The 17,869-nt window shown below is 38.1% G+C and carries 14 protein-coding genes and 1 other annotated feature; of the genes, 13 read left to right on the top strand and 1 reads right to left on the bottom strand.

Features of this window, described 5'->3' with window-relative positions:
- Nucleotides 1-91: 91 nt before the first annotated feature.
- From DF281_RS04290 to DF281_RS04250, 9 genes are all read left to right on the top strand, one after another.
- On the top strand, nucleotides 92-1,069 hold the full coding sequence (locus DF281_RS04290) for a zinc-binding dehydrogenase (protein ID WP_109349012.1): 978 nt from the start codon (nucleotides 92-94) through the stop codon (nucleotides 1,067-1,069).
- 17 nt (nucleotides 1,070-1,086) lie between these two features.
- A complete protein-coding gene (locus DF281_RS04285) occupies nucleotides 1,087-1,845 on the top strand; it encodes a TrmH family RNA methyltransferase (RefSeq protein WP_109349011.1) in 759 nt (252 codons plus the stop codon).
- A 54-nt stretch (nucleotides 1,846-1,899) separates the two neighbouring features.
- Nucleotides 1,900-2,131, top strand: a binding site (T-box leader).
- Nucleotides 2,132-2,211: 80 nt separating this feature from the next.
- Complete coding sequence (gene pheS / locus DF281_RS04280; RefSeq protein ID WP_109349064.1) at nucleotides 2,212-3,249, top strand: phenylalanine--tRNA ligase subunit alpha; 1,038 nt, start codon at nucleotides 2,212-2,214, stop codon at nucleotides 3,247-3,249.
- Nucleotides 3,250-3,261: 12 nt separating this feature from the next.
- On the top strand, nucleotides 3,262-5,670 hold the full coding sequence (pheT, locus tag DF281_RS04275) for a phenylalanine--tRNA ligase subunit beta (protein WP_109349010.1): 2,409 nt from the start codon (nucleotides 3,262-3,264) through the stop codon (nucleotides 5,668-5,670).
- 399 nt (nucleotides 5,671-6,069) lie between these two features.
- Nucleotides 6,070-7,098 (top strand): ABC transporter ATP-binding protein, encoded by a 1,029-nt coding sequence (locus DF281_RS04270; RefSeq protein ID WP_109349009.1) that lies wholly within the window; start codon nucleotides 6,070-6,072, stop codon nucleotides 7,096-7,098.
- A complete protein-coding gene (locus tag DF281_RS04265; protein WP_109349008.1) occupies nucleotides 7,079-8,026 on the top strand; it encodes an ATP-binding cassette domain-containing protein in 948 nt (315 codons plus the stop codon). Before DF281_RS04270 ends, DF281_RS04265 begins: the two co-directional genes overlap by 20 nt.
- A 1-nt stretch (nucleotide 8,027) precedes the next feature.
- Nucleotides 8,028-8,993 carry an oligopeptide ABC transporter permease gene (gene opp4B / locus DF281_RS04260; RefSeq protein WP_109349007.1) on the top strand — a complete coding sequence of 322 codons (966 nt, stop codon included), beginning with the start codon at nucleotides 8,028-8,030 and terminating at the stop codon, nucleotides 8,991-8,993.
- A gap of 27 nt (nucleotides 8,994-9,020) precedes the next feature.
- Nucleotides 9,021-9,926, top strand: a complete 906-nt coding sequence (locus DF281_RS04255; protein WP_109349006.1) for an ABC transporter permease — start codon at nucleotides 9,021-9,023, stop codon at nucleotides 9,924-9,926.
- Nucleotides 9,927-9,944: 18 nt separating this feature from the next.
- Nucleotides 9,945-11,729, top strand: coding sequence for an oligopeptide ABC transporter substrate-binding protein (locus tag DF281_RS04250; protein WP_109349005.1), 1,785 nt, complete (start codon nucleotides 9,945-9,947; stop codon nucleotides 11,727-11,729).
- Nucleotides 11,730-11,878: 149 nt separating this feature from the next.
- Here the strand turns inward: DF281_RS04250 and rnhC are convergent, their stop codons facing one another.
- Nucleotides 11,879-12,811 carry a ribonuclease HIII gene (rnhC, locus tag DF281_RS04245; RefSeq protein ID WP_109349004.1) on the bottom strand — a complete coding sequence of 311 codons (933 nt, stop codon included), beginning with the start codon at nucleotides 12,809-12,811 and terminating at the stop codon, nucleotides 11,879-11,881.
- A gap of 88 nt (nucleotides 12,812-12,899) precedes the next feature.
- Here rnhC and zapA point away from each other — a divergent pair, with 88 nt between their 5' ends.
- From zapA to DF281_RS04225, 4 genes are all read left to right on the top strand, one after another.
- Nucleotides 12,900-13,172, top strand: a complete 273-nt coding sequence (gene zapA, locus DF281_RS04240; protein ID WP_109349003.1) for a cell division protein ZapA — start codon at nucleotides 12,900-12,902, stop codon at nucleotides 13,170-13,172.
- The gene (locus DF281_RS04235) at nucleotides 13,165-13,704 is read left to right on the top strand and encodes a CvpA family protein (RefSeq protein ID WP_109349002.1); all 540 of its coding nucleotides are present in this window, start codon (nucleotides 13,165-13,167) and stop codon (nucleotides 13,702-13,704) included. The genes zapA and DF281_RS04235 overlap by 8 nt, the downstream gene beginning before the upstream one ends.
- Before the next feature lie 74 nt (nucleotides 13,705-13,778).
- The gene (polX, locus tag DF281_RS04230; RefSeq protein ID WP_109349001.1) at nucleotides 13,779-15,485 is read left to right on the top strand and encodes a DNA polymerase/3'-5' exonuclease PolX; all 1,707 of its coding nucleotides are present in this window, start codon (nucleotides 13,779-13,781) and stop codon (nucleotides 15,483-15,485) included.
- A gap of 13 nt (nucleotides 15,486-15,498) precedes the next feature.
- Nucleotides 15,499-17,862 (top strand): endonuclease MutS2, encoded by a 2,364-nt coding sequence (locus DF281_RS04225; protein WP_109349000.1) that lies wholly within the window; start codon nucleotides 15,499-15,501, stop codon nucleotides 17,860-17,862.
- Nucleotides 17,863-17,869: the final 7 nt, after the last annotated feature.

Raw genomic sequence — 17,869 nt, 5'->3', positions numbered from 1 at the left:
GAAAAATACAGAGGGACTATTTTTTATTATCTGATTTATTTGAAAATTAACTGCACATTAGACTAAAATAAGCGAAAGGGGAGATGTAAAAATGAAAGCAGTATTTTTTGAAAAAGGACGATTAATAGTCGGGGAACAAGAAGAACCGACTTTACAAAAAGGCGAAGTACTTGTGAAGATCAAAAGTGCAAGTGTGAATCGCCGGGATTTATATACGCCGAATCGTTTAGGAAATGAAGCAGAAGCGTTAATACTAGGTTCTGATGCAGCAGGGATTATTGAAGAAATAAGTGAAGATGTGAAAAGTTGGCATATTGGCGATGAAGTGATTATTAACCCATCATTACGTTGGTTTGATGAGTCACTGATACCACCTGATGGTTTTGAAATTCTAAGTTTGCCTGATCATGGTACATTTGCGGAGAAAATCGCCATTTCTGCTGAGCAATTAGAGAAGAAGCCAGCATATCTATCTTGGGAAGAGGCGGCAACGATTGGCATTGCGCCGTTGACAGGTTATCGTGCATTATTCACGAAAGGCGAGATTAAGAAAGGGCAGACAATCTTTATTCCGGGGGCGGGTAGTGGTGTTGCGACATTTATCATTCAATTAGCGCATAAAGTTGGAGCGAGAGTGATTGTGACATCTAGATCTGCATCCAAAAGGGAAGCTGCATTAGCGATTGGAGCTGATCTTGCGCTGGATACAGCAGCGGATTGGCAAGAGGCTTTGAAAGATGAGGTAATCGACTTAGTGATCGATAGTGTCGGGGAAGCAACGTTCAATCGCTCTTTACAAGTATTGAAAAAGGGAGGAACTTTTGTCACTTTCGGTGCGACTACAGCTGACATAACTTCAATAAATTTAAGAGAATTTTTCTACGGACAATACAATTTGAAAGGGACTACACTTGGAAGTCGTGAAGAATTTAGAAAATGTATTCAATTTATGACAGAACATAACATACACCCAATCATTGATGTAGTATATAATATAGAAGAAGCTCAAAAAGCATTTGAACGTTTGCAAGTGAATGAGCAATTTGGCAAAATAGTATTAACGATGTAAAAAAGGACGGTCACACAATGAAAAGAATCGAATCATCTTCCAACTCTTTAGTGAAGTATTGGAAAAAACTTGCGACTACTCGCAAAGAGCGCGATAAATCAGGAGAATTCCTTGTTGAAGGGTTCCACCTAGTTGAAGAAGCGCTAAATGGTACAGAAGTATTGAATTTAATCATCCGTGATGGCGTAGAAATTCCGTCTGATTGGGATGTAGAAAATATTTATATAATCGAAGTAACGGATGCAATTGCAGCTGAACTTGCTGAAACAGAGCATACACAAGGGATTTTCGCTCATTGTAAGCAACCTGAATTTGAAGTGAAGCCTACGTGGAAAAAACTTTTATTAGTTGATGCGGTACAAGATCCAGGCAATATCGGTACAATGATTCGCACAGCAGATGCGGCAGGTATTGATGCGGTCATTCTTGGAAAAGGAAGTGCGGATCCATTCAATCCGAAAACAATTCGTTCGACACAGGGTTCAATTTTCCATATTCCTGTTCTTCGTGGTGATTTAGTTGAGTGGGTTGAACAACTGAAAGAACAAGAAGTCCCTGTTTATGGTACGGCTTTAGATGCGACTTCGGTTATTTATAATCAAGTGGAGAAAGGTCCGAAATTTGCTTTGATTATGGGGAATGAAGGTAGCGGTATTTCGAAAGAATTATTAGCACAAACAACGCAAAATGTCATCATTCCAATTATGGGTGGCGCAGAATCTTTAAATGTAGCAGTAGCAACTGGGATCGTACTTTATCACTTTGCTACAGCATAGAAACACTTGAAGTATAGTAGCAATATGGTTATAATAAGACCGTATTCAAAATAATGAAATGCACTGATCGGGAAAAGTATACAATATATGCATGTAGGAAGTATTCACCATAGACTGAAAGTGAATATATGCCACTATATTTGTAGAAGTTCGCCCCGCTAGCAGCGACCGGGACCAGCATATGCTGTAAAGGTACGCCGGCAACTGAGCCGTTAATTCAATGAAGTGATTGCATGTAATTTATGCAGTAACTAGGGTGGTAACGCGAATAATCCTCGTCCCTTTTATAGGGCGGGGTTTTTTTATGTTCAAAAATACTTTGAGACAAGATCAGGACGAAATTAAAGGAGGATTTTTCACATGGAAATGGCAGAACAATTAGTAGTATTAAAGCAAGAAGCTCTTGAGAAAATCGAAGCTGCACAAGATGTGAAGCAACTAAATGATGTACGTGTTGCTTATTTAGGTAAAAAAGGTCCAATCACGGACTTATTAAAAGGTATGGGTAAATTACCGAACGAAGAACGTCCAAAAATGGGGGCTCTAGTAAATGAAGTACGTGGAGAAGTTCAACAAGTACTTGAAACAAAAATGACTGCTCTTGAAGAAAAAGCAGTGGAAGAACAATTAGCGAAAGAAACAATCGACGTAACACTTCCAGGACGCACTGTAAAAGTAGGGAACTCACACCCACTTACACGTGTAACAGAAGAAATCGAAAATCTATTCATCGGCATGGGTTACGAAGTAGTGGAAGGTCCTGAAGTTGAGAAAGATTACTACAACTTTGAAGCATTAAACTTACCAAAAGGTCACCCAGCGCGTGATATGCAAGATACTTTCTACATCTCTGAAGAAATTTTAATGCGTACGCATACGTCACCAGTACAAGCGCGTACAATGGAGGAAAAAGACGGCGCTTCAATCCGTATTATTTGCCCAGGTAAAGTATTCCGTCGTGATAGCGATGATGCAACGCACTCACATCAATTCAACCAAATTGAAGGTTTAGTAATTGGCGAAAACATTCGCATGAGTGATTTAAAAGGAACTTTAGATATTTTCGCGAAGAAAATGTTCGGCGATGAGCGTGAAATCCGTCTACGCCCAAGTTACTTCCCATTCACAGAGCCTTCAGTTGAAATGGATATTTCTTGTTTCAAATGTGGAGGTAAAGGTTGTAATGTATGTAAAAACACTGGTTGGATCGAAATTCTTGGTGCAGGAATGGTTCACCCGAATGTTCTTGAAAAAGCAGGCTACGATCCGAAAAAAGTTACTGGTTTCGCATTCGGTATGGGGCAAGAACGTATCGCGATGCTACGTTACGGTGTAGATGACATTCGTGATTTCTATACAAATGATGTTCGTTTCTTAGAACAATTCCAAAGAGCAGAAGATTAGGAGGAGTTATCCATGTACGTTTCATTAAATTGGTTATCTAAATATGTAGATATTTCTGGTTTCGAACCAGAAGAATTAGCAGAGAAAATTACACGCGCGGGTATTGAAGTAGATGCTGTTGAACATTTATCATCAGGTCTAAAAAAATTAATGGTCGGCGAGGTAAAAGAAAAAGCAAAACATCCTGAAGCAGATAAATTAAATATTTGCCAAGTAGACTTCGGTGAAGAGGAGCTATCACAAATCGTTTGTGGCGCTCCAAATGTAGCTGTAGGTCAAAAAGTAATCGTAGCTCGTCCAGGCGCTCATTTACCAGGCGGCAAAATTAAAAAAGCAAAACTACGCGGAGAAGTATCTCACGGTATGATCTGTTCATTACAAGAATTAGGTGTAGAAGGTAAAGTTGTACCAAAAGCTTACGCTGAAGGTATTTACGTACTTCCTGCTGAAACACCAGTTGGCGCAGATCCTGTAGAAGTACTTGGCTTAAATGATGTAGTGCTAGAACTAGGTCTTACACCAAACCGTTCGGATGCTATGAGTATGTTAGGCGTAGCTTATGAAGTCGCAGCTATTTTAGATCGCGAAATCAAACTACCAGAAACAACTCATGAAACTTCTTCTGCAAAAGCAGCTGACAAAATTAAAGTAGTTGTTGAAGCAAAAGAACAAAATCCTCTATACGCAGCGAAAGTTGTTGAAAATGTAACGATTGGTGAATCACCACTTTGGTTACAACAATCACTTATGGCAGTAGGCGTACGTCCATTGAACAATGTAGTCGATATTACAAACTACATCTTAATGGAATATGGCCAACCTTTACACGCATTCGATTACGATGCACTTGAAACAGGTGAAATCGTTGTTCGTTTAGCAAATGAAGGCGAAAACATTAAAACTTTAGATGGCAAAGAACGTACACTTAAAGCTTCAAACCTTGTTATTACAAATGGTAAAGCACCAGTTGCAGTAGCAGGCGTAATGGGTGGATTTGATTCAGAAGTAACAGAGAAAACAACGACAGTAGTTATTGAATCTGCTTATTTCGAAGGATTATCTGTTCGTTACACTTCTAAAGATTTAGGACTTCGTAGTGATGCGAGCGCTCGTTTTGAAAAAGGAATCGATCCTGAACGCATCTTACCAGCAGCAGATCGTGCAGCTAAAATGATGGCTGAAATCGCTGGCGGTACAGTATTAGAAGGAACAGTTGTAGTCGACGAATTAGATAAAACACCTTCACGTGTTGTCGTATCACCAGACTTTATCAACTCTCGTTTAGGAATGAAAATTTCTTTAAATGAAATGGTTTCTATTTTAACGCGTCTTCGCTTCAATGTTGAAACAGCGAATGGTCTACTAATCGTAGATGCACCAACACGTCGTCAAGATATTAAAATCGAAGAAGATATCGTGGAAGAAATCGCACGTATGTACGGTTATGACGAAATTCCAAAAACAATTCCAGTTGCTGAAACAATCGCAGGTGGCTTAACACCATATCAAGAAATCCGTCGTGTATCACGTCATCATTTAGAAGGTAGTGGCTTATATCAAGCATTAACTTATTCGTTAACTTCTGATGAACTTTCACAAAAATACGCATTGAAAAAAGAAGAAACAACGCGTCTATTAATGCCTATGAGTGAAGATCACAGTACTTTACGTCAAAGTTTATTACCACACTTAATCGAAGCGGCAGTACACAATGTATCGCGTCAAGTATCATCAGTGGCACTTTACGAAACGGGTTCTGTATTCCTTGGAAAAGGTGAAGACGGACTGCCAAATGAAGTTGAACATTTAGCAATCGTAATGACTGGTAAATGGGTTGATCACGCTTGGCAAGGTGAACATAAAGCAGTTGATTTCTTCGTTCTTAAAGGAATCATCGAAGGTTTAATTGAAAAATTAGGCTTAACAGCTCGCGTTCAATATGCATCTACTAAACAAGAAGGTATGCACCCAGGTCGTACAGCTGAAATTCTTTTAGATGGTGAAAAAGTCGGTTTCTTAGGCCAATTACACCCGAAAGAACAAAAAGAAATGGGCTTAAAAGACACATATGTGGCAGAAATGAGCTTCAAACAATTAGCGAATGTATCAGTTGAGCCATTAGTGTGCACGCCAATTCCTCGTTTCCCATCGATTTCTCGTGATATCGCTTTAGTTGTCGATCAAACAGTGGAAGCTGGCACAATTGAAGCAGTTATTACTGAAGCGGGTGGCCAACTACTGAAATCAGTACAAGTATTTGACTTGTATGAAGGAAGTAATATGGCTGAAGGTAAAAAATCATTAGCCTTCACATTAAAATACTTTGATCCAACTAAGACATTAACGGATGAAGAAGTTGTAGCGGTGCATGATTTAGTGCTTACTGCTTTACAATCTAAGCTATCTGTTGAATTAAGATAAACACCATAAATGCTCGATAACCTACAGGAAATTCTATTTTCTGTAGGTTATTTTTTAATTGGTTTGAAAAAAAGTATTTTTAGGTTGTAAAAATTATGCTATAATTTGAAATAAAGGTAATACATTTTTTACAAATTGATCGCAATTCTCTAGAAAATTAAGAATATTTTAAAGAATTTCACGAAATATATAGATAATTTCAAAAATTGTGTTATATTAAGAAAAAATAAACTTTTAACTTATTTCCAAAATTGATGTTCTTTTACACTCATCTTCTTTGGAATCAATTTTTACACTCTATTTATTTCGGTATTCGTAATATATACATTCATGTATAATTACAATCAAAAGACTTGAAATATTCTTAATATTCAAGATTGAGCGGAAAGGGGAAATATTTTGAATACATCAAAAGAATTACTCAAAATCAAAAATCTACATACGAGCTTTAGGATTAAAGACGAGTACTTTGCAGCAATTGAAGATATCAATCTAACACTAAATGAAAATGAAGTGCTAGCAATTGTAGGGGAGTCTGGTTGTGGTAAAAGTACATTAGCGACATCAATCGTTGGGTTACACCCAGAAGGCAACACAAAGGTTGAGGGTGAGATTACATATGGGGACCGTAATCTTACGAAACTAAAAGAAGACCAGTTAAATAAAATCAGAGGAAATGATATCGGTTTTATTTTCCAAGATCCTTTAGCAGCATTAAATCCGTTAATGAGAATCGGCGATCAAATTGCTGAAACATTAAAATACCATACGAAGTTAAGCGAAAAAGAAAGAACGAAAAGAGTATTAGAATTACTAGACCAAGTAGGAATCAATATGCCAGAGCGTGTTGCTCGTCAATATCCTCACCAATTATCTGGTGGTATGAGACAGCGTGTTGTTATTGCGATTGCCATTGCTTGTAAACCTAAAATTATGATTGCAGATGAGCCTACGACAGCACTGGATGTTACCATTCAAGCGCAAATCTTAGACTTATTAAGCGATTTACAGGAAGAAACGAATGCTGGCATCATTTTAATCACACATGATTTAGGTGTTGTAGCAGAAGTCGCTGATCGCGTAGCAGTAATGTATGCAGGGCAAATCATTGAATTAGCACCTGTAGAGGAATTATTCGGCAATCCGAAACATCCTTATACGAGATCATTACTAAATTCGATTCCACAAATTGATAGCGAAAATGATCGCCTTGAAGTGATTCACGGCATGGTACCTACTTTAACGAAGATGCCACGCACTGGCTGTCGTTTTGGTCCACGTGTTCCTTGGATCGATGAATCAAAACATGAGACGAACCCTCAACTGCATGAAGTTGGACAAGATCACCTTGTTCGATGCACTTGCTGGAAGGACTTTCATTTTGAACACGAAGAAGGGGGATTAAATCATGAGCTTCATGCAAATTAAAGACTTAAACGTCCATTACCCAATTCGCGGTGGATTTTTCAATACAGTTGTCGACCATGTATATGCAGTTGATGGTGTCACAATGGAATTTGAAAAAGGCAAAACATACGGATTAGTAGGTGAATCAGGTTCTGGTAAATCAACGACTGGTAAAGCCATTATTGGCCTTGAAAAGATCACTTCTGGATCTGTTATTTATGAAGGGGAGGACGTTACGAATAAACGTCGTAACCGCAACAGTTCTTTCAATCGTGATATTCAAATGATTTTCCAAGATTCAACTTCTGCTATGAACCCTAGAAAAAGAATTCAAGATGTTTTGGCAGAGCCAATTCGCAATTTCATGAATTTATCACCAAAAGAAGAAAAGAAACGCATGATTGAACTACTAGAAATCGTAGGGATGTCTGAAGAAGCGTTATTAAAATATCCACATGAATTCTCAGGCGGTCAAAAACAACGTCTTGGAATCGCACGAGCAGTTGCTTGTAACCCGAAGATGATCATTGCGGATGAACCAGTATCAGCACTTGATTTATCCGTTCAAGCACAGGTTTTAAACTTTATGAAAGATATTCAGACTGAGTTTGGTCTAAGTTATCTATTCATCTCACATGATTTAGGTGTTGTACGACATATGTGCGATCACATCTCTATTATGTATAAGGGCCGATTTGTTGAACAAGGAACACAGAAGGATATTTATACGAATCCTCAACATGTTTATACGAACCGACTGCTTTCAGCAATTCCTAAAATTGAACCTACGACACGCGCTCAACGTAAAGAAGAACGCCGTGCAGTAGAAATTGCATATCGCGCAGATGCTGAGAAATATTACGATCAGGACGGAAAAGTTTACCCGCTGAAAGATTTCTCTCCAACGCATAAAGTTGCAATGATGACCTCAGAGAGAGGGGAGAACTAATATGTGGAAAACGATATTACGCCGTGTATTACTAATGATTCCTCAGTTAATTGTTTTAAGTTTACTAATCTTCTGGCTTGCAAAATTAATGCCAGGTGATCCATTTACAGGGTTAATTACACCTGAAACTGATCCACATCGTATCGAAGAATTACGTGAGATGGCAGGGTTGAATGATCCGTGGTATGTACAATATTGGCATTGGATTACAGGAGCTGTACAAGGTGATTTCGGTGACAGTTATGCATTCAAAGATAGCGTGTCTAGCTTAATCGGAGATCGTGCATTGAACACATTATGGTTATCTCTATTCAGCGTAATCTTATTATATTTAATCGCAATTCCATTAGGTATTTATGCAGGTCGTTATCAAGGTACTTGGTTTGATAAAGGAACTGTATTATATAGCTTCATCAGTTACGCAATCCCAACATTCGTATTAGGGCTACTATTCCTATTCTTCTTCGGATATAAGTTAGATTGGTTCCCGACAAGCGGCACAGTAGATGTGAAATACGAAGCCGGAACCTGGGATTATTTCTGGAACAAAGTGTATCACCTCATTTTACCTGGTATTACATTCGCATTACTTGGTACGACGACGGTTATTCAATACTTACGTTCAGAAGTAATCGATTCGAAAACGCAGGATTATGTTAAAACTGCAAGAAGTAAAGGTGTGCCAATGAAGAAAATTTATTCGAAGCATATCTTCCGTAACTCATTATTACCAATCGCTGCATTTATCGGTTTCACAATTACTGGTTTATTAGGCGGATCAATCTTCATCGAAACAATCTTTGGTTACCCAGGAATGGGCCAATTATTTATCCAATCGCTTGGTCAACGAGATTACTCAGTAATCACAGCACTTGTTCTGCTATTCGGGTTCCTTGCATTACTTGGAAGTCTGATTTCAGATATCGTCATGAGTATCGTAGATCCACGTATCCGTATTGATAACTAATAATCAAAGAAAATGAGGTGAAGAGTTATGCAACAATTAGAAGAAAAGTTAATTACTCAAGATGAAGGTACGCCAGCAACAGGTTTGAAAGTCGTATGGCGTGAATTTAAGAAAGATAAACTAGCGTTAGCCTCGCTCATCGTACTTGTCGGCATTATCGCCGTGACATTTGTTTGGGCATTTATGATAAATAAAGAAGAATTAATGCAGATCAGTCTTTATGATGAATTCGCAGAACCAGGAACAAATGGCTTCATTTTAGGAGCGGATCAGGGTGGTAGTGATGTACTCGGTCAGCTAATTATTGGCGCGCGTAACTCACTAACAATCGCCATCGCAATCACTGTTATTACGGGTGTATTAGGCGTAGCGATTGGTTTAGCAGCAGGTTATTTTGGTGGAATTGTAGATGCAATTATTATGCGTGTAATGGATTTCTATATGACATTACCGACATTGATGATCATCATCGTTTTCGTAACGATTATTCCTAAGTATAATGTTGTCACTTTCGTTCTAATTATGAGTGCGTTCCTTTGGATTGGAACTGCGAGGTTAATTCGAAGTAAGGTGCTTTCAGAGGGGAATCGTGACTATGTCAACGCCTCGAAAACGATGGGGACAGGCAACTTTGCCATCATGTTCAAAGGGATACTGCCAAATATCAGTTCATTACTAATTGTTGAGTTAACACTTAACTTTGCAGGTAATGTTGGGATTGAGACAGGTCTTTCATTCTTAGGTTTCGGCCTTCCACCAGATGTACCGAGTTTAGGTACGCTAGTAGGAGCGGCAAGTAATCCAGTTGTATTAGAGAATAACTGGTGGGTATGGTTTCCCGCATCAATGTTAATTTTAATTTTGATGCTGGCAATAAATTATGTTGGACAAGCATTACGTCGAGCAGCAGATTCAAAACAAAGACTAGGTTAGGAAAAGGGAGGAATTAGTATGAACAAGAAAAATTGGCTATTGCTAACAGTTCTTGCGGCGATCATGCTTGTATTAGCAGCATGTGGCGGCGGCGACAAGAGCGGCGAAAAGGGGAAAGAAAAAGAGCAAGTAGATACTTCAAAATTCCCATTAGAAGTAACGAATAAAGATGAAGCAATTAAAGGTGGAACTTTAAAAGTTGCCCTTTCATCCGATGCTCCATTCAAAGGATTATTCCTTTATGAAGTATATGAAGATGCATATGATGCAGAAATTTTAAGTTATACATCTAACTCTTTATATCCGACTAAAGAAGACTTCTTATTAGATGATGACGGTCTTGCTAAAATTGATGTAGATGAAAAAGCGAAAAAAGTTAAAATTACACTTAAAAAAGATGTGAAATGGTCGGATGATCAACCATTCACTTCTGAAGATGTAATCTATCCTTACTATATTATTGGTGATAAAGATTATACTGGTGTTCGTTATGACACTGATTTCCAAAACATCGTTGGTGCAAAAGAATACCACGATGGTAAAGCTAAAGACATTAAAGGTATTAAGAAAATCGATGATCACACTGTAGAAATTTCATTCAAGAAAATCTCTCCAGCGATTTACTCTGGCGGTGACGGTCTTTGGGGTTATGCAGCACCTAAACACCAACTGAAAGATATCGCAGTGAAAGACTTAGAAAAATCAGAAGCAGTTCGTAAAAACCCAGTTACACTTGGCGCATTCGTAATTAACAAAATCGTTAAAGGCGAATCAGTTGAAATGGTAGCGAACAAAAACTTCTACAAAGGTCAACCGAAATTAGACAAAGTTGTAATCGAAGTTGTTCCTTCTGCTTCAATGGCAGCAGCACTTAAAGCAGGTAAATATGATGTTGCAGTACCGAACTACCCAGCAAATGATTACGGATCAATCAAAGACTTCAAAAACATTGAAATCCTTGGTCGTCCAGAGTTAGCATACTCTTACATCGGTTTCAAATTAGGTAAATACGATAAGCAGAAATCTGAAGTTGTAATGGATGAAAATGCTAAAATGAATGATAAATCATTACGTCAAGCTATGGCTTACGCAATGAATATTGAAGAAGTTGCGAAAGTTTACTATGACGGTTTACGTACGCGTGCTAATTCATTAATTCCACCAGTATTCTCATCATTCTATGATGATTCATTAAAAGGTTATAATTTCGATAAGAAAAAAGCTGAATCTTTATTAGAAGAAGCTGGCTATAAAGATAAAGATGGTGATGGATTCCGTGAAGATAAAGACGGTAAACCATTAACGATTAAACTTGCAGGTATGTCTGGTTCAGATAAAGACGAAAAAATCGTTCAATTCTACATCCAAAACTGGAAAGATGTTGGTCTTAAAGTTGAATTATCTACTGGTCGTTTAATCGAGTTCAACTCATTCTACGATAAAGTAAAAGCTGATGATAAAGAAATCGACATGTACATGGCTGCATGGGGTACAGGTACAAACCCATCTCCAATGGGCTTATACTCTAAAAATGCTGAGTTCAACTACAGTCGTTATACTTCTCCAGAACTTGAAGGTTTATTAAATGACATCGATTCAGCTGAATCATTAGATCCAGCTCACCGTGGGGAAGCATTCCGTAAATGGCAAGAATTTATGTCAGAAAACGCTAACGTAGTTCCTATGTACTTCCGTACGGAACTAATCCCAGTTAACAAACGTGTTAAAAACTGGTCTGTAGATTACCTATCTAAAGATGGCGTTGAAAAAGTAGAACTTACTGCTGAAGATCCAATCAAATAATAGTAGAGAACTAAGATCACTCGATTATGTTAATATACAAAGAAAAACAGCTTGATTGCTGAGGCAATCAAAAAGCCGGTGTCCCCCTCGACACCGGCTTTTTTTGATATTTGGTTTTAATTGTAAAAAAGAGGGGATTATGAATTTGTTTATAAAAATCTTTTTTTAGAAGCGATGCGAGAAGCTTTCGTCGTATTTGCGAAATGCCATTTCGTCACTTGGCGAAGTTCGTCCTCACCTTGAGCGAGTAAGATTTTAGCGGCTACTTCATCGACTTGATGTCCAGCACCTTTTGGTAAAGTAATGCCAACAGATTTTGAAAGTTTGTCCATCTCACGTAAGAAAGCGTAGCGAGCGATAATTGAAGCGGCAGCAACAGATAGGTGAAGTTGCTCGGCTTTTGTCGCAAATAGCACATTTTCTTCAATGATTACGGGCTGTGACTTCATATGGTTGTAGTAGACTTTTCTTTCTGCGAATTGGTCAATTAAGATGTAGTCTGGTTTTTCAGGCGCAATCTTCTCCAAAACTTTGCGTAATGCTTGGTTATGCAAAATCGCTTTAATCTTACCTTGTGACCAGCCTTTTTCCTGTACTTCATTATACTTAGGATTATGTAGAATGAGTAATGAATGCGGAAGGGCAGATATTAAGTCTGGTGCGATTTTACGCATGAAATCATCCGACAACATTTTTGAATCTTTCACACCTAGTTCTTTTACAAGTTCGATTTTATCCGATGATACGTATACTGCAGCAACCGTTATAGGTCCGAAATAATCACCAGTTCCAGTTTCATCAGAGCCGATTACCGACATATTTTCAAAATTTGGTGGCAACGTATCACCTTTCGATGACGTCTTAGTTTTAGGAGTGTTTGGTGTACTCCAACGATTTGCTTCATTTTCCGCTTTGCCACCTTGGAACATGACTTTGCCTGATTTATAAGAAGTGATTGATGTGCCGTTAGATTTCGCGGCGAAAATTACGCCAGGAGCATTACGATCAACTTTATCGGATGCGTAATAGGCATGAACTTTGGCTTGCTCGGTAGAATTTAATTGAATGACAATATTAGACATTTTTTTAACACCTTTCATCGTATGGTTATTCACATTTAGAAGCTTTTCATGGTATGATTGTATTAAGATTTTCAAGGGAGGGATACTGTTGGAAGATCGTCCGAAAAATCGTATAGCGGTTGATATCTACGGTCAAACATACAATATGGTTGGACCAGAGTCAACTATGCATATGCGTGCTGTTGCCGTGACGGTAGATGAGCAAATGAGAGCGATTAAACTCGCAAACCCAGCGTTAGGCAGTACCCAATTAGCTGTGCTTACCGCAGCGAATGCTGTAAACGACCTACTGAAATTACAACAAAAGTTTGAATCCCTAGAGGCAGAACTGAAAAAACAAAAGGATGAAGTGCATGATTGATTTACTTATAATAATACTTTTTATAGCGGCATTAGTATCGGGCTATCGTAAAGGATTTTTAATGCAATTATTGAATCTTGTCGGACTAATCGTTGCATTCATTGTGGCATATGTTTACTATAAACCACTTTCGGAGAAATTTCTCCTATGGGTACCATACCCAGCAATAACTGAAAATACAGCGCTGAAATTTGCGAATGATTCATTGGATATTAGTATGAGTTTTTACCAACTATTAGCGTTTGCGGTCATTTTCTTTGGCATCAAAATTGTATTACGCATTTTCTTTACAATTTTCGACTTCGTAAACCAAGTCCCAGTATTGGGCGTATTTAATAGTTTCTTAGGCGCATTACTTGGCTTTGTGCAAGCATATATTATGATTTTCATCGTTTTATATGTGTTAGCATTATTACCAATCGACGCCATTCAAAATCATGTGGAAAGTTCGATTTTGACGAAGGTAATGTTGGAATATACACCGATTATTTCATCGGTATTCCAAAAAATCTGGTTTGTGTATGTGAAGTAGCTGTTACATATTGACGAGTAAATAACGAAGGGCTGCTCATTTCATTTGAGTAGCCCTTTTTTCGGAGGAATCTTATGAATAAAAATCAGGTAGTACAAATATTAGAAAAAATAGCGATTTATTTAGAGTTACAAGGGGCAAATGCTTTCAAAATCTCTGCCTACCGTAAAGCAGGTGCAGCATTAGAAAATGATCCGAGAAGTATGGATGAAATTGAAGATGTGACAGCTTTAAAAGGCATTGGTAAAGGAACGGCTGCGGTTATTAGTGAATTGCTAGAAACAGGTGTATCAAGTGAACTAGAACAACTGAAAAGTGAGGTGCCAGTTGGCTTACCTCCTTTATTGAAAATCCCTGGACTGGGCGGCAAAAAGATTGCAAAACTGTATGCTGAACTAGGCATTGATTCAGCTGAAGCATTGAAAACAGCTTGTGAAGAAGGTCGTGTACAACAACTTGCGGGATTTGCGAAGAAAACAGAAGAGAAGATTTTAAAAGAATTAGAAACTTTCGGTAAGCGATCTGAAACACACCCAGTATGGCAATTAGAAGAAGTTATCCGTAAATTAGATACGATTTTAAATACAATTGAAGAAATTGAACAATTTTCAGTAGCGGGAAGTTATCGACGTGTGAAAGAGTCGAGTAAAGATGTCGACTATATGATTTCGACAAATGAAGCGGCAAAAGTGAAGGAAGCACTACTTGAAAAAGTTGATGCTGTTGAGGTCATCGCTTCTGGTGATACAAAGGTATCTGTCATTTTACAAGGAGATGACGCGCCGAACGTCGATTTCCGAATTGTTGAACCGATTCAATATGCGACTGCCTTACATCATTTCACAGGATCGAAGGAACATAATGTTCGCATGCGACAAATCGCGAAAGATCGTGGTGAAAAGATTAGTGAGTACGGTGTCGAGCAGGCAGATGGCTCAGTGCTAACTTTTGAATCTGAAGCAGCTTTCTTCAATCATTTTGATTTGCCATTCATCCCACCGACTTTACGTGTTGGTACAACTGAATTTGAACGCTATACGGACATCGAAAACCTTGTTACAATAGAGGATATACGTGCCGACCTTCATATGCATACAACTTGGTCAGATGGCGCTCATACAGTTGAAGAAATGGGCAATGCATTAATTGCGAAAGGCTATGATTACGCGGTTATTACAGATCACTCGCAATATTTAAAAGTAGCGAATGGTTTAACGCCCGAAAGACTTATAGCGCAGCATGAAGAAATTCACGCGTTTAATAAGAAGCAAACAGATTTCCATTTACTTAGAGGAACAGAGATGGACATTTTACCAGATGGTTTACTTGACTTTGACGATGAAGTATTAGCAAATTTAGATTTCGTCATCGCTTCAATTCACTCTAGTTTCAGCCAACCGCAGGAGCAAATTATGGAAAGACTGCATAATGCGCTGAAAAATCCACATGTGGACATGATTGCTCATCCAACTGGTCGTGTCATCCATCAACGTGATGGTTACAATCCAGATATGGAGCAGCTGATTGCATGGGCGAAGCAATACAATAAAATTTTAGAACTAAATGCAAATCCGTACAGATTGGATCTTTGCGTAGAACATCTTGAAATGGCAGCAAAAGCTGGTGTTCCAGTTGCAATTAATACAGATGCACACGCTATTGAACAATTACGATATATGGATACTGGCACAAAGTACGCACAAAAAGCATGGCTTTATAAAGATATGATTGTCAATACATGGTCATTTGAGAAGTTCATGGACTTTTTAGAGAATAGATGAGGAGGTGTTTTGAATGATCGCTGAACGCGCATTGAAAACACTAGAATATGATAAAATAATTAATCAAGTTTCCCAATTTTGTACGAACTCGATCGGGAAATCAACGATCGAACAACTAAAACCCAAAACGACTTTAGAAGAAGTAAATCAATTATTAGATGAAATGGATGAAGGTTTATCAATTCTTCGCCTACGTCAAAATGTACCTATGGGTGGGATTTTTGATATTCGTCCAAGTGCGAAAAGAGCGCAAATTGGTGGCGTATTAAGTCCAATGGAATTGATGGAGATTTCTTCTACCATTCGAGCAAGTCGTATTTTCCGCGAATTTATCGAGGATTTAGATGCGGATGAAGAAATTGAAATTCCGTATTTCCTTGAGAAAAAAGAAGATTTACCGATTTTAACAGGTTTACAGCATGAGATTAATAGCTGTATTGATGATAATGCCAATGTATCTGATTCTGCTAGCCCTACATTGCGTACAATTCGCCAACAATTGCGTATGCAAGAAGGACGAGTACGTGAAAAATTAGCGAGTCTAACAAGAGGTACGAATGCGGCGAAAATGCTGTCTGATTCTATTATTACAATCCGAAATGATCGTTTTGTCATTCCAGTCAAAGCAGAATACCGCAGTCATTATGGCGGTGTTATTCATGATCAATCTTCATCAGGTCAAACACTTTATATCGAACCAGATGCAGTTGTGCAATCAAATAACGAAATCCATAGTTTAAAAACGAAGGAAAAAGCTGAAATCGACCGCATTTTAGGCGTACTTTCTGCGATGGTGCAAGAAGTTGCACATGAAATATTTGTCATGATTCAAGTACTTGGACAAATTGATGTAATTTTAGCCAAAGCGAAATACGGTCAAGCGAATAAATGTTCGAAACCAAAGATGAACCAAGAAGGTTATATGAAGCTTACACAAGCTAGACATCCACTATTAGATCGTGAAACGGCAGTTGCGAATAATATCGAATTCGGTAAAGAGTTCACTGCAATCGTAATTACAGGTCCAAATACAGGTGGTAAGACAGTTACTTTGAAAACTGTCGGCCTATGTACATTAATGGCTCAATCAGGCATTCCAATCCCTGCATTAGACGGTTCAGAATTAGCTGTATTCGATCAGTTATTTTCTGATATCGGCGATGAGCAATCAATTGAACAAAGCTTATCTACATTCTCAAGTCATATGGTGAATATTGTCGACATCTTAAAAAAATTCGATGAAAACTCACTCGTATTATTTGATGAATTAGGTGCTGGTACAGATCCACAAGAAGGTGCTGCACTAGCGATTTCAATTTTAGATGAAGTACATGGTAGAGGCGCGCGTGTTATGGCGACAACCCACTATCCTGAATTGAAGGCTTATGGATTTAACCGACCAGCTGTTGTAAATGCTTCAGTAGAGTTTGATGTCGAGACATTAAGCCCAACATACCGTTTATTAATTGGTGTACCGGGACGTTCAAATGCCTTTGAAATTTCAAAACGACTTGGTTTACCAGATCATATTATTGAAACTTCAAAAGGATATACAGGTACGGAAACGCATGAAGTTGAGTCAATGATTGCTTCACTGGAAGAATCTCGACTGAAATCTGAAAAAGATGCTGAAGAAAGCGCTCATCTTTTACAAGAAGCGAAGGAATTACAAGCGGAATTGGACGCCAAACTTAAAGATTATGATGATTTAAAAGAATCTTTAGAGAAGAAAGCGAAAGAAAAAGCGAAGAAAATTGTTGAAGATGCTAAACGTGAATCGGAAGCAGTTATTGATGAATTGCATAAAATGAAAACAAACGCTAATAAAATCGTCAAAGAACATGAAATTATTGAAGCGCGTAAACGTCTTGAAGAAGCAACACCAGTTGAAAATAAAGTGTTGAAAAAACAACGACAAATCAATGCACGTACACAACAACTTCAAAAAGGTGATGAAGTACGTGTGACAAGTTATGGCCAAAAAGGTGTGCTTGTTGAGAAAGCTTCAAACAATGAATGGGTCGTACAAATTGGTATTTTAAAAATGAAGTTAGATGAATCGGATTTAGAATATATTAAACCAGAAAAATTGAAAGACACAGTGAATGTATCGAATGTTCGCGGACGTGAAGCGGTGAAGTTAGAGTTGGATTTACGTGGAGAACGTTATGAAGACGCGCTACAATTAACGGAGAAATATATCGATGACGCATTATTATCTAATTATCACCGTGTATCGATTATTCATGGTAAAGGTACTGGCGCATTACGAAAAGGTGTTCAAGAGTTATTAAAACGTCATCCTCGTGTGAAATCGTATGCCTTTGGATCAGCAAGTGAAGGCGGATATGGCGTTACAGTAGCAGATCTGAAGTAAAGTAGGA

Source organism: Kurthia zopfii, assembly GCF_003143955.1.
Lineage (GTDB): Bacteria > Bacillota > Bacilli > Bacillales_A > Planococcaceae > Kurthia > Kurthia zopfii.
The sequence above is the reverse complement of the archived record's forward strand: the minus strand, read 5'-3'. Positions and strand labels throughout refer to the sequence as shown.